The 12,705-nt window shown below is 55.7% G+C and carries 12 protein-coding genes; 5 read left to right on the top strand and 7 right to left on the bottom strand.

Annotated elements, in window-relative coordinates:
- Positions 1-35: 35 nt before the first annotated feature.
- Positions 36-308, bottom strand: a complete 273-nt coding sequence (locus tag GOV38_RS06980; RefSeq protein ID WP_171133557.1) for a hypothetical protein — start codon at positions 306-308, stop codon at positions 36-38.
- A complete protein-coding gene (locus GOV38_RS06975; RefSeq protein ID WP_171208582.1) occupies positions 292-873 on the bottom strand; it encodes a helix-turn-helix domain-containing protein in 582 nt (193 codons plus the stop codon). Before GOV38_RS06975 ends, GOV38_RS06980 begins: the two co-directional genes overlap by 17 nt.
- 107 nt (positions 874-980) lie before the next feature.
- Here GOV38_RS06975 and ilvD point away from each other — a divergent pair, with 107 nt between their 5' ends.
- Complete coding sequence (gene ilvD, locus GOV38_RS06970; protein ID WP_171097765.1) at positions 981-2,813, top strand: dihydroxy-acid dehydratase; 1,833 nt, start codon at positions 981-983, stop codon at positions 2,811-2,813.
- A gap of 118 nt (positions 2,814-2,931) precedes the next feature.
- On the opposite strand, the gene GOV38_RS06965 is transcribed toward ilvD, so the two are convergent.
- Both GOV38_RS06965 and GOV38_RS06960 read right to left on the bottom strand, forming a co-directional pair.
- Entirely contained in the window at positions 2,932-3,342 is a 411-nt protein-coding gene (locus tag GOV38_RS06965) for an ester cyclase (RefSeq protein ID WP_171208581.1), read from the bottom strand.
- Positions 3,343-3,578: 236 nt separating this feature from the next.
- Positions 3,579-4,169, bottom strand: coding sequence for a TetR/AcrR family transcriptional regulator (locus tag GOV38_RS06960; protein WP_171208580.1), 591 nt, complete (start codon positions 4,167-4,169; stop codon positions 3,579-3,581).
- 117 nt (positions 4,170-4,286) lie between these two features.
- On the opposite strand from GOV38_RS06960, the gene GOV38_RS22205 reads away from it, so the two are divergent.
- Positions 4,287-4,685, top strand: coding sequence for an alpha/beta hydrolase (locus tag GOV38_RS22205; RefSeq protein ID WP_217352070.1), 399 nt, complete (start codon positions 4,287-4,289; stop codon positions 4,683-4,685).
- 38 nt (positions 4,686-4,723) lie between these two features.
- Positions 4,724-5,233, top strand: coding sequence for a hypothetical protein (locus tag GOV38_RS22200; protein ID WP_217352069.1), 510 nt, complete (start codon positions 4,724-4,726; stop codon positions 5,231-5,233).
- A 161-nt stretch (positions 5,234-5,394) separates the two neighbouring features.
- Here GOV38_RS22200 and GOV38_RS06950 read toward each other — a convergent pair whose 3' ends face one another.
- Positions 5,395-6,213 carry a sulfotransferase family protein gene (locus GOV38_RS06950; RefSeq protein ID WP_171097739.1) on the bottom strand — a complete coding sequence of 273 codons (819 nt, stop codon included), beginning with the start codon at positions 6,211-6,213 and terminating at the stop codon, positions 5,395-5,397.
- 141 nt (positions 6,214-6,354) lie between these two features.
- On the opposite strand from GOV38_RS06950, the gene GOV38_RS06945 reads away from it, so the two are divergent.
- A complete protein-coding gene (locus GOV38_RS06945) occupies positions 6,355-7,932 on the top strand; it encodes a DUF5928 domain-containing protein (RefSeq protein ID WP_171208579.1) in 1,578 nt (525 codons plus the stop codon).
- A gap of 35 nt (positions 7,933-7,967) precedes the next feature.
- Here the strand turns inward: GOV38_RS06945 and GOV38_RS06940 are convergent, their stop codons facing one another.
- Positions 7,968-9,464, bottom strand: coding sequence for an aldehyde dehydrogenase family protein (locus tag GOV38_RS06940; protein WP_371808514.1), 1,497 nt, complete (start codon positions 9,462-9,464; stop codon positions 7,968-7,970).
- Between the two features lie 18 nt (positions 9,465-9,482).
- Complete coding sequence (locus GOV38_RS06935; protein WP_171208577.1) at positions 9,483-10,589, bottom strand: saccharopine dehydrogenase family protein; 1,107 nt, start codon at positions 10,587-10,589, stop codon at positions 9,483-9,485.
- A 530-nt stretch (positions 10,590-11,119) separates the two neighbouring features.
- Here GOV38_RS06935 and GOV38_RS06930 point away from each other — a divergent pair.
- The gene (locus GOV38_RS06930) at positions 11,120-12,646 is read left to right on the top strand and encodes an LTA synthase family protein (RefSeq protein WP_171208576.1); all 1,527 of its coding nucleotides are present in this window, start codon (positions 11,120-11,122) and stop codon (positions 12,644-12,646) included.
- Positions 12,647-12,705: the final 59 nt, after the last annotated feature.

Genomic DNA, 12,705 nt, shown 5'->3' with positions numbered 1-12,705 from the left:
ACCCCGCAGCATGGCGGTTCAAGGCTGGATAGCGCCTATTCTGCCGACCGGCGCAACCTGAAATGCTGCACGATCCCGACAATGCTGATCAAAATCCAGAACCCTTCGATCAGCATCGAGGCCAGATTGAAGTTGTAGACCAGCGAATAGACGATCAGCACCGAGCCCAGCAGATTCACCACCGGAAAGGCCAGATCGTCGGAGTTCATCATCCGCATCTGCGTCGCGAAATAGGCTGCAACCACGATCAGCGCCCCGAAAGAGCCGATGGCGTCCACGATAGTAAGGCTGTCAAGCAGTGCGGTCATGGGATACCCGTTCAGAAACCTCAGGGTTTTGCGCATAGTGATGCATGTTGAGGAACGCAGCGCCGTCTGCTCCGGCGCGGTAGCCATGCGGCTGATCCGCGGCAAAGCGCAGGCCCTGGCCGGTTTGTAAAGGCAGCCAGTCGCCATTGCGCATGATTTCCAGGTGACCGCTCAGCACAAAGACCTCTTCGGTCACCCCTGCTGCATGAGGCGGCGACTCGTGGCTTTGGTTCGGAGCAAGCTGGACGTGAAAGGTTTCGGCGCCAAGTGCGGGATCAAAAGGAAAGACGATCTTGACCTCGATACTGCCGGGAAAGGTCACTGTCTGGAACACGCCCGAATTGGCCGGATCACGCAGCGCCGATGGCCCGATCAAAGCGCTTAGCGGCAGTTGAAACCCTTTGGCAATCTTCCAAAGCGTCGCAATCGTCGGGCTGGATTCACCGCGTTCGATCTGGCCTAGCATCGCTTTGCTGACACCCGTCATCTCGGCCACTTTCGACAGGCTCAGCCCCGATGCGGCCCGCACGTCCCGAAGTTTCAGCGTAATCTCGTCTGGTGCCATATCCCGGCCTTCCGAATCCTCTTGTGCGTTATAGCGCACATGTGATACGTGCGCTATAACGCACAATCCTTCGAACATGCAACCCGAGGCAAAAGGGAAACAGCATCATGCCATTGTACAGATCCAGAACCTCTACCCATGGCCGCAACATGGCGGGCGCGCGTGGCCTGTGGCGCGCCACTGGTATGGGCGATGACGATTTCGGCAAGCCGATCATCGCTATCGTCAACTCGTTCACCCAATTTGTCCCCGGTCACGTGCACCTGAAGGATCTGGGCCAGATGGTCGCGCGCGAAGTTGAGGCCGCAGGCGGCGTGGCCAAGGAATTCAACACGATTGCGGTGGATGACGGGATCGCCATGGGCCATGACGGTATGCTCTATTCCCTGCCCTCGCGGGAAGTGATCGCGGATTCGGTCGAATATATGGTCAACGCCCATTGTGCTGATGCGATGGTCTGTATCTCGAACTGCGACAAGATCACGCCGGGTATGTTGATGGCCGCCATGCGCCTGAACATCCCGGCCATTTTTGTCTCAGGTGGGCCGATGGAGGCGGGCAAGATCGACATCGCCGATCTGGATGTCAAAAAGATCGACCTTGTGGACGCGATGGTCGCCGCAGCGGATGACAAATACACCGACGAACAGGTCAAACATATCGAAGAAAACGCCTGCCCGACTTGCGGCTCATGCTCGGGCATGTTCACGGCGAACTCTATGAACTGCCTGGCCGAGGCGCTGGGTCTGGCGCTGCCCGGCAACGGCTCGACCCTGGCGACGCATTCGGACCGCAAAGAGCTGTTCCTGGAGGCCGGTCGCCGCATCGTCGAGATCACCAAGCGGCATTATGAGCTGGACGAAAAAGGGTTCCTGCCCCGTGAGATCGCCACGTTTGACGCGTTTGAAAACGCAATGAGCCTGGATATCGCCATGGGTGGTTCAACCAACACGGTGCTACACCTGCTGGCCATCGCCAGCGAGGGCGGTGTCGATTTCACTATGTCCGATATGGACCGGCTCAGCCGACAGGTTCCGTGCCTCTGCAAGGTCGCGCCCAATACCGAGAATGTGCATATGGAAGACGTCCACCGCGCCGGTGGCATCTTCTCGATCCTCGGTGAACTGAGCCGCGCAGGCCTTCTGCATGAAGACTGCTGCACCGTCCATTCGGCCACCATGGGTGAGGCGATTGCCAATTGGGACATCAAGGTTGCCAACAACCCAAAGGCGCAGGATCTGTTCAAAGCCGCGCCCGGCGGTGTGCGGACAACGCAGGCCTTCAGCCAGTCGAACCGGTACAAAGAGCTGGATACAGACCGCGAAACCGGCGTGATCCGGGCCAAAGAACACGCCTTCAGCCAGGATGGTGGTCTGGCGGTTCTCTTCGGCAACATAGCGCGCGACGGCTGTATCGTAAAAACCGCAGGCGTTGATGAGAACATCCTGAAATTCACCGGCTCGGCCTATGTGTGCGAAAGCCAGGACCAGGCCGTCAATGACATCCTGACCGGCAAGGTCAAAGAGGGCGACGTGGTGGTGATCCGCTATGAGGGCCCGCGCGGTGGACCGGGCATGCAGGAAATGCTGTATCCGACGTCATACCTGAAATCCAAAGGCCTGGGCAAAGCCTGTGCCCTGCTGACGGACGGGCGTTTCTCGGGGGGTACATCGGGCCTGTCGATCGGCCATGTCTCACCCGAGGCGGCCGAAGGCGGTGAGATCGGGTTGGTCAAAAACGGCGACCGGATCGAGATCGACATCCCCAACCGCACGATCCACTTGGCGGTGTCCGAGGAAGAGCTGGCCACCCGCCGCGCCGAGCAGGACGCAAAAGGCTGGGAACCGGCAGAGCCCCGCAAGCGCAAAGTGTCCACTGCGTTGAAAGCCTACGCCAAATTGACCACCAGCGCCGCGAAAGGAGCCGTGCGTCAACTTTGAGTAAGAAACTGCTCAACAAAAACAGCCCACCTACCCGGTGGGCTGTTTTTGTTCTGCTGTGCGGACAAAGGGGCCACCGCCAATTCAGGCCACTTACGCACAAATCATCCTACAGCGGTTATGCCCAGCCGAGTTGCTTTAACGAGTGAACGTCATTCCAAATCTTGGTCATGTGCTTAATTTTGTCGCCGTCAAACTCCATCGCATAGACGTAATCTGCCGCAACCTTATTTCCGGTCGCGGGCACTGGCCCGTCTACCGAGTGGGTTCCGTGAAACACGGCAAATGCTGTTACAACGCCACGATCTGCATCGGTCGAGAATGACTTCAGCTCGTAATGACCATCTGGGACGGGTGTCAGCAAACCCTTCATCCACTCCGCATACCCCTCCAGCGTAAGTACGTCAGCTAACGCATCTGCCTGAGCAGAGAATGTAGCGTCTTCATTGCAATAGCCTTTGCACCCTTTCCAACCCTTACCAGTCTCGCAAGCCTCAAAAAATTCTCGTGCGGTCGTTTCGATTGACATAGTTTGTCCCCCCAAGGAAGTTGATTGCTTTATTCAGCTTTTCGACAGAGCAGTGTGGCGAGTGTACACGAAAGTCTGTCGTATGCCTAAAAAACTAGAGGCTACACATTGCTAACGTGCCGATGGGAACGGTTCCAATCTGGACATTGCAAAATCCGCTTTGGGCTCGTGTAAACGTTCGCCAAATCGCGGCGAATGACAGCTCGGCGGACGAAGCCGCCATTGGTGATGTCCAATCAAACGTCCGCTTTGTAGTGCGCCAAAAACATAGCGACGCAATCGTCCAGGACGTCTTTTGGTGTCGGGTTCTCGCCAAGAAAGAACTCCGGCCAGAAGAAGAAGTTTTTGACGAGCCCCAAAAGCTGGTTCGTTGCGAAGGCCGGATCAGCTTCTCGTATAACGCCAGCGTCCATAGCCTCACCAATCAACCGCGTCATCGGATAATCGTGGGTTTCGGTCTGAGTGAAGAACCGCCGGGACCGATCAAGGTCACGGATCAGCTCTGACAGGACCATGCGATTTAATCCGATGGCTGTTTCTTCCGTGATCACTCCGACGTAGCGCCAAAGAGCATCCTTCAGTTGCTCGGCGAAGTCGCGATCCGGATCATAGGATACCGGCTGCATGCTGCGGCTCTGTTCCAACATGATCTCTGAGATCGCGTCGAACAGCGCCTCCTTGCTTTCGAAGTGATTGTAGAGCGTGCGACTCGATACGTTCGCTTTTTTCGCGATTGAGGTGGTCTTCGCCCCCAGGAACCCTTGCTCACGGAACTCATCGATGGCTGCGTCGATGATATCTTTCCGTTTCTTTTCAGTACGTTTCACAGGTTTCATCTCAATAAGTAAAAAGGTGTGTTTACAAACACCTTACCACCCCATAAGTAAACTTCACAATTTACTTTTGCAAGGCCAAGCGTCTTCCAACCCGAAAGGACCAAGACCATGACAACCCAAACCCTTAGCGCTGGCAAAAACCAAGTGACCTTCAAGTCCTTTGGTGTGGATTTGGCAGGCGACCTCTACCTTCCCGAAGGATTTGACGCGTCGAAGGAATACAAAGCCATCGTCGGCGCTAGCCCCTTCCCGCAGGTCAAAGATCAGATCCCCGCGACCTACGGCCCGGAAATGGCCGCACGCGGCTTCATCTATCTGGGCTTTGACTATCTGGGCATGGGCGACAGCCCCGCGCTGCCAGGAGAGCACATGAAATCGCGTTATATGTTCCGCCTGATCGAGAACACTTGGGACGCTGTGTCATACCTCGGCACCCTGCCATTCGTCGAAGAAATCCACGGCCTGGCGTGTGCCAGGGCGGCTCGATCATCGCCTCCGCCGACGTAACCGACCACCGCATCAAGAAAATCGCTCTGGTCTCTGGAATGATGGCCGCAGATGGGTTCCAGTGGGCCGATCCCAACATGGCGCACCAGATGATCGCAGCGTCCAATGCGGCGATGCAGAAGATGTATGAATCCGGCGAGCCGGTCTACGTTGACACTTTCGGCCTGGATGACGAGATTTCCCGCGAAGATTTTGTCGCAGCCGCACCGTTCCCGTCGATGGCTGAGGCCAGCTATGACTACTACGGTCGCACAGGGGCCAAGGGGCCGGAAGCAGTTCCGAACTTCTCAAACATGCATATTGCCGATCAGAGCATGCAGTCCCTGTTCTCACTTGGTGAAGCCTATGCTGACAAGATCACGCAACCTACGCTGACGATCTACTCCAGCACGGCATTTACTGCGCCTTGCTCCACCCAGTTTGTCGAAAAGCTGACGAACGAGCATGAGGAATTGGCGTTCGACGAATTCGGCCACGTGGACTTCTACTACAAGCCAGATGCCGTGAAAGCGTCGACCGACGCCGCCGCCGAGTTCTTCAACAAGTGAACCAACGAGACAGAGGCCACAGAATGGCCTCTGCCTACCTCATACCGGGAAACAGACATTGGTCCGTAGCGCAGCATTCGAGAGTTTGGGCTCCAAGCAGACACCCACCTGCAAATCGCGTTCCACGCAGATAAATCTCTGCCGCGGACACCCAGTGCTACTCAATCCCCCAGTTTGGCGTGAATCTCTTCCAGGTCGATTTCACCGATTGGCAATTTGTTGGCCGGGTTTTCGAAATCGTATTTGAACAGTTCGAAATCCTGTTTGTAGATCTCGTAGACCAGATGCATGGACAGATCGTCAAAGAAATCCTCAACCGGATGTGCGCGTTTTGGCCCATGACCTTCGGATTCGTTGAAACGTGGAACATCTGACAAGGTGATTGTATGCTCGGTCTGCACCTGATCCAAAACGCCCTGCATGCCGTCGTTGAACTTTTCAGTCCAAAAGATCCGGTCATAGCGCCCGCCATTCACGATCAGCGTCGAGACATGGCCCGACATGGCCGACCAATGAATGTCGGGATCCATCGGGCGGCGCCACCGGATGGTATCGCGCGCAAACAGAAGGAACCGACGAAAGCTGGCGATCTGGTCGAACTCGCCCTTGCCGTCATCCCCGCCAACCTCAATCCCATAGTTATAGATCAGGCTGGGCACCAGATTGCCCCGGTATCGCTTGCCGTTGCGCTGAATCCCGCAAATCTTGTCGAAGAACGAACTCAGGATCCGCGTATAGGGATTGCGCACACAGGTAAATGTGTACGAGCTATGCCCACGGACATTCTCGGCAATCGGGGATTTGCTGTTCTCAAAGGACCACTTGTGCAGCCCCTCAGATGCATCGTGGATGTCGCCGTCGAAAAAGACACCATGATCCGAATAGTACATGATCTGACCAATGGTCGAGCAGGCGCATTTGGGCACCACACGGTAGACCATGCTTTGACTTTCGGTCATCCATGTCCCGGGAAACCCCATTAACTGCGCCTCCTTATGCCACCGGATCTCAGTCCGACACTTGGCCTATACACACAAAAAATCAAAAATATTCTGTTTATTCAATCGCTCATCCTCAGTATCACGGGTGCAAACGGGCAGAAACGGAAATAGCGCAAACCAATGGCAAAAATTGCCTTTATCTTGTTATGCCACAAAGACCCCGACGCTATCATTGCTCAGGCTCAGCAACTGACGGCGGTGGGGGACTGCATCTCCATCCATTTCGATGCGCGCGCATCCGCCAAAGATTATCAACGCATCCGCGACGCATTGCGTGAAAACCCGAATGTTGCGTTTGCGGCCAAACGGATCAAATGCGGCTGGGGCGCGTGGTCTTTGGTACAAGCCACGCTTCATGCCATAGATGCGGCGACCGAAGCGTTCCCCCGGGCCACGCATTTCTACATGTTGTCCGGCGATTGCATGGCCATCAAGACGGCAGAATATACGCATGATTTTCTGGACCGGCACGATCTCGACTTTATCGAAAGCCACGACTTTTTCAAAAGCAACTGGATCAAGACCGGAATGAAGGAAGACCGGCTGATCTATCGCCACTATTTCAACGAACGAACGCAGGCGGGCCGGTTTTACGCCAGCTATGAGGCACAAAAGAAACTGGGCCTGACACGTGAAATACCCGGTGATTTGAAAGTGATGATTGGCAGCCAATGGTGGTGTCTGCGGCGCCGAACAATCGAGATGATCCAAAAGCTGCTGCGCGAACGCCGCGATATCATCCGCTTTTTCTCGACCACCTGGATACCGGACGAGACGTTTTTTCAAACCCTGGTCCGCCATCTGGTTCCGAAACAGGAAATCGAGAACCGCACGCTGACGTTCCTGATGTTTTCCGACTATGGTATGCCGGTTACTTTCTACAACGATCACTACGATTTGCTGCTCAGCCAGGACTATCTGTTCGCCCGAAAGATCAGTCCTGAAGCACGCGAGATGAAAGAACGGTTGGGCCAGCTTTACGCGCAGGAAGGGGTCAGTTTTCAGATCTCGAACGAAGGGCGAAATCTACATGCCTTTCTTACCGGTCGCGGCAGGGTTGGGCGGCGCTTTGGCCAACGGTTCTGGGAAGCGAACAACACACTCGGGCCCGAACGGGATCTGTATCTTGTAGTTTGCAAAAAGTGGCACGTCGCCAAACGGCTGGTCGATCAGATCGCTTCGGAAACCAACATTCCCTGTATCGAATACCTTTTCAACGAAGAGGAAACGCCCCTCCCCGATCTGGGCGGGATCGAGACCACTCTGTTGAAACGCTCGCGGCATCGGCGCGCCGTTGTTCGTATGCTGTTTGAGCATTTCCAGTCTGATCAACTGGTGATTTGCCTCGATCCCGCCAATCTGGACGTCATTCAGGACTTTTGTGCCGACCAGGTCCGCACACATATCCTCGAGGTCGAATGCAGCTATTCCGATGACTACCTGACCGGGCATGCCCGAAGGGTCGGCTTGACCGGTGAAAACAGCCGGCCCGAAACGGTGGCCCACCTGCTGCCGACACTGCGCAACGATATCGCATACGAATCCGAATTGATCCGGCGAGCCGAGTTTGACGGCTATTTGCGCCTGCGCGAAACCGCGAACCGCGCCGAGAATGAACGCGCGGTTGCTAGATTTCTGGGCCTGCCATCTGACACAGCGCAGGCCATCATGCGCCTGGATTATCTATTTGCCGACTAAGGCCCGACCATGTCCAAATCGGTCGGGCCATTGGTTCAGATGTCGAACTTGACCCCCTGGGCCAGCGGAAGTTCGGCTGAATAATTCACCGTATTTGTCTGCCGCCGCATATAGGCTTTCCAGGCGTCCGAGCCGCTTTCGCGTCCGCCGCCAGTTTCCTTCTCACCGCCAAACGCGCCGCCAATCTCGGCCCCGGATGGACCAATATTGACGTTGGCAATCCCGCAATCAGACCCGGCGGCAGTCAGGAATTGCTCGGCCTCGCGCATGTTCAGGGTGAAAACGCAAGATGACAGGCCTTGCGGTACGTCATTTTGAATGTCGATGGCCTGGTCGAAATCGTCATAGCCCATGACGTATAGGATTGGCGCAAAGGTCTCGGTCTTAACCACTTCGGTCTGGCCTGGCATCTCGACAATCGCAGGTTCCATATAGACCCCGTCCGGCACACCGCTGGTGACACGATTGCCGCCAAAAACGGTGCCGCCTTGGGCTTTGGCAGCCTCCAGCGCGGCGGTCATCGCTGCTCCTGCGGCCTCGTCAACCAAAGGACCAACCAATGTGCCCTGGGCCAACGGGTTGCCGATGGGCAATCCGGCATAGGCCTTCTTCAAACGCGCAACCAGATCGGTCTTGATCGAGTTGTGGACGATCAACCGCCGCAGCGAGGTACAGCGCTGACCGGCCGTACCAACCGCCGAGAACACAATGGCCCGCACCGCCATTTCAAGGTCAGCCGAGGGGCCGACGATCATTGCATTGTTGCCGCCCAATTCCAGAATGCATTTGCCGAAACGCGATGCTACAACCGGGGCCACCGCACGGCCCATTCGGGTTGAGCCGGTTGCCGAGATCACCGGGACATGTTCGCTGGCCACCAACGCCTCGCCCAGTTGCGTACCGCCAATGAGTGTCTGTAGCAGACCCTCGGGCGCATCGCCGAACCGCGCCACTGCACGCTCAAAGATCTTCTGGCAGGCCATCGCCGTCAGTGGAGTCTTTTCTGACGGTTTCCAGATCACCGGATCCCCGCAGACAAGCGCCAGCGCCGCATTCCAGGACCAGACGGCAACAGGAAAGTTAAACGCCGAAATCACACCAACCGGCCCGGCAGGGTGCCAGGTTTCCATCATCCGATGGCCCGGGCGTTCAGATGCGATGGTCAGGCCATAAAGCTGCCGGGACAGACCCACTGCAAAGTCGCAGATGTCGATCATCTCTTGCACTTCGCCCAGACCTTCCGAGGTGATCTTGCCCGCCTCCCAACTGACCAGCGCGCCCAGGTCATCCTTGGCCACGCGCAGCTCTTCGCCCAGCAGGCGGATCAGCTCACCGCGCTGGGGCGCAGGCACGATGCGCCAGGATTTGAACGCCGCCTTGGCACGGTCGAACACGGCATCCATCTCGGACAGAGGTGTTTCATGCACCTCACCCAGCAAGCTGCCATCGATCGGAGAGGTAACGGCCAGTGTTCCACCCGTCAGCTCTGCTGCGCTCAACCCCAAATTCTGCAAAATCTGCTCTGCCGTCATAACAACATCTTTCATCGCTTAGGCCGCCTTGTTCTGTTCAGTGACATCGCCAGCACGATAGAGCTGACCAAATTCGGTGTTCAGGAAGTCGTCCAACCGGACCTGCTCTTGCCGCACAAACCCGTTTTGCGGCAGCTTGCCTGTGCGCATCAGATCAACCGCGCCCAGCACGCCGGCAGCTGTTGTGATCTGAATGGCGCTCCAGGTTTGACCGTGGATGTCGCGCGCAAAGCTTTTGTTGATCAAAGACTTTTCGCGCAGGGTTCCGTCGATTTTGCCTTTGGCCGTACAATAGACAAGAACCACGTCTTGATCGGTGCGTGGCAATGCCGTCTCGAATATGCCTTTCAGCAGATCCCGACGCTGCGCGAGCCCGAGATCATGCAACAACAGTTTGAGGACATCACAGTGACCGGGATAACGGATCGATCGGTAGGACACCGCCCGCGCCCGGCCCTCAAGCGTTTCCGGCAAAGTCCCCAGCCCGCCAGAGGTGTTGAAACACTCGTATTCAACCCCGTCATGACCGATCCGTTCATAATCTTCGAGCGGCGCGGTCTTGACGCGTTCACCATTCACGATGGCATCGCACGGGTTGCAATATTCATTGATCAACCCGTCTGTCGACCAAGTCAGATTGTATTTCAACGCATTGGTCGGGAACATCGGCAAGGCACCAACACGCATATGCAGGCTGTCGATCTGGTCAAACTCAGCCGCCAACGCAGCGCCCGCGATACCAACAAAGCCTGGGGCCAGACCACATTGCGGCATGAAGGCGGATTTGCTGCCATCGGCCAACGCGCGCACGGTGGCAGTTGCCGCGACATCTTCGGTCAGATCGAAATAATGTGCCCCTACAGCCTTGGCAGCCGCTGCAATGGCCGGAGTAAGAAAGAACGGAGCCGCCGAGATGATCGCGTCAAACCCTTCCAGCGCCGCTTTCAGCCCGGTCTCGTCCGTCGCGTCAATCTGGCGAGTGGGAACGCCCATGGTTTTGAACGCCGCAAGCGCCGACAAATCATGGTCTGCCACCGTCACCGAATAATTGCGGGATTGCTTCAGCAAAGTGGCGATCATCTGCCCAATCTTACCACCGCCAAGAACACAGATATTCCAGGTCATGCGCTGCCTCCTTACGCGTTTACTCCAGTATGAGACGCGAAATGTCCGAGGTGCAGGGACCACAGTGACGAATTGGTCGGTAATAACGTCAATATGTCGGATTTTTCGACTTTATGTCATCTCGCCTACGCCGTCACGCAAGTATCGCAATAAGACATCACAACAAAAATTTTTCACCTAATCGTTGAAAGTTAACTATTGACCAATGCGTGGCCTGATTAATCTAACCCTGCGCAAACGTGTCTTTTTTCGGCGCATCCCATTGCAACACAGATTTTAGAAACCAAACGTTAGATCGAATTAAAAAACTGAATATGTTAAGAATTATTATTGTTTTGGGCGCCGTTTTTGGCCCAAGCCTTTATCGCGCCCTTGAAGTCGAGCTCCTTGTTTCCAGCATGACTTCAACGCCACGCCATGCGTTCGTTGAAACGCTTCGAAACGACTTTATTCTGCTGGTGCCGATCTCGCTTTTGCTGCTGGTTTCCGCGGCATCGAGGCGGAAAAACATAGCGGTCGGGTGCTTTCTGGTGGCCATTATCTTGCTGAGCTTGATCTTCCTCGATGTCCTCATCTCGCAGCAATTTGGGCAGCGTTTGACCGTATCCGACATTGGAAAGTTTGGTTCCTACTCGCTGACCTACCTGTTTGACTTCAAACCTCTTACGCTGATCGCGATTGCATCGACTTTGGTGGCGTTTTGCTGCGCGGTTTTCTGTGTCTGGCGCCTGTTGCAAAGTACTAGGATCAGTCACCATACGGCAACAGCTTTGGGGATTGTCGTCGCGGTCGCGGGCATCCTCGTCTGGAACATGCGCGAGACCGGATATGTGCATTACCGTCTTTTCCAGAACGTCATTTCCTACAACCAGACAGATCTCAGCGAGTTTCGGGCCTATAGTGCCGAGTTTCGCGGCACTCTTTCTGATCCATTCGAACCGATATGCTCTGACGCCCCAAGGCTTGCCGGGCCTTTGGTTATCTACATGGTCGAATCCCTTTCGTCTTATCATTCCGGGTTTTTCAGCGGACTGAATGACTGGACACCAGAGCTTGACAAACTGGCCCGTGAAAACCTTGCCTTGGGCAATTTCCTGGCCAACGGCTTTACGACCGAAGATGCCGAGCTTTCGCTGTTGACCGCCGAATACCCGATCTATCCTCCGAACACCCTGACCGACGGAGGAAACACCCATTTCGCCGGATATTGGGCGGCAAAAGACTCGGTGGTATCGGCATACGCTGCAAACAATTATGACAGCTATTTCCTGACCACCTCTGATCTCGAGTTCTCATCAACCGGAGAATGGGCCGACGCATTGGGGTTCGAGACAGTCCATGGCAGTGCAGCCAAATTCTATGAAGGATGGCCCCGCTATCATTTTGATGCGGCACCCGATGCCGCTTTGGTCGAGCGGATCATCGACGTCATACAAGGCGCCACCGTGCCAACGTTGATCTTTGCGAAAACGGCTTCCAGCCATCATCCGTTCGTCGCGCCAGACAGTGGTATCCGCTCGGAAGAACAGGTTATCCGCTATGTCGACCGGCAAATCGGCGCGCTATACCGCCATCTTTCAGAAGCTGGCTTTTTCGAAACAGGCCATCTGATAGTTTTGGGTGATCATCGCGCGATGCGGCCGTTACTCGGCCAAGAGGTCGACAGATACGGGTACGAAAAAGCCTATACCCAAATACCCGCTGTTGTGATCGGGCCGGTTCTTGCCCCCGAGCCGAAACGTGTCGATACGCAATTCAGCCAAGTCGACATTGCCAACAGCCTCGTGGCATTGGCTGATGCCAAAGCCTGTACCAGCCCGATCCGAGGCATGATCTGGGGCGAAAACGCATCGGCGCCCAAATACACGCTGCATCGCCGCGGAGACCATCGAAACCAGTTCAGCGTTTTTTCAGGTGATCGGTTGGGGGTCGTTACGTTGAACGGTGACAGAACCCATTTTGAGGGCGCCGATTTCGAGGAAAACGAAGCTGCCGACATCGTGCAGTTCCTCAACTTCAAACGTGTTCAGGCCGACGCCGCAAACTCACAGCAGTGATCGCAGCCTAGATGTCGTTGGGAAGATCTCCACGCCGATCAACTGAGCGTCAAAGCCAT

It is taken from the genome of Ruegeria sp. HKCCA5839, assembly GCF_013035585.1.
Classification (GTDB): Bacteria; Pseudomonadota; Alphaproteobacteria; order Rhodobacterales; family Rhodobacteraceae; genus Ruegeria.
The sequence above is the reverse complement of the archived record's forward strand: the minus strand, read 5'-3'. Positions and strand labels throughout refer to the sequence as shown.

Bases quoted from the DNA above. Each gene is read 5' to 3' on its own strand.
- GOV38_RS22200 (WP_217352069.1), top strand. From the start codon at position 4,724: ATGATGGCCGCAGATGGGTTCCAGTGGGCCGATCCCAACATGGCGCAC.
- GOV38_RS06950 (WP_171097739.1), bottom strand. From the start codon at position 6,213: ATGGGGTTTCCCGGGACATGGATGACCGAAAGTCAAAGCATGGTCTAC.
- GOV38_RS06940 (WP_371808514.1), bottom strand. From the start codon at position 9,464: ATGACGGCAGAGCAGATTTTGCAGAATTTGGGGTTGAGCGCAGCAGAG.
- GOV38_RS06935 (WP_171208577.1), bottom strand. From the start codon at position 10,589: ATGACCTGGAATATCTGTGTTCTTGGCGGTGGTAAGATTGGGCAGATG.
- GOV38_RS22205 (WP_217352070.1), top strand. From the start codon at position 4,287: ATGACAACCCAAACCCTTAGCGCTGGCAAAAACCAAGTGACCTTCAAG.
- GOV38_RS06945 (WP_171208579.1), top strand. From the start codon at position 6,355: ATGGCAAAAATTGCCTTTATCTTGTTATGCCACAAAGACCCCGACGCT.
- GOV38_RS06980 (WP_171133557.1), bottom strand. From the start codon at position 308: ATGACCGCACTGCTTGACAGCCTTACTATCGTGGACGCCATCGGCTCT.
- GOV38_RS06965 (WP_171208581.1), bottom strand. From the start codon at position 3,342: ATGTCAATCGAAACGACCGCACGAGAATTTTTTGAGGCTTGCGAGACT.
- GOV38_RS06975 (WP_171208582.1), bottom strand. From the start codon at position 873: ATGGCACCAGACGAGATTACGCTGAAACTTCGGGACGTGCGGGCCGCA.
- ilvD (WP_171097765.1), top strand. From the start codon at position 981: ATGCCATTGTACAGATCCAGAACCTCTACCCATGGCCGCAACATGGCG.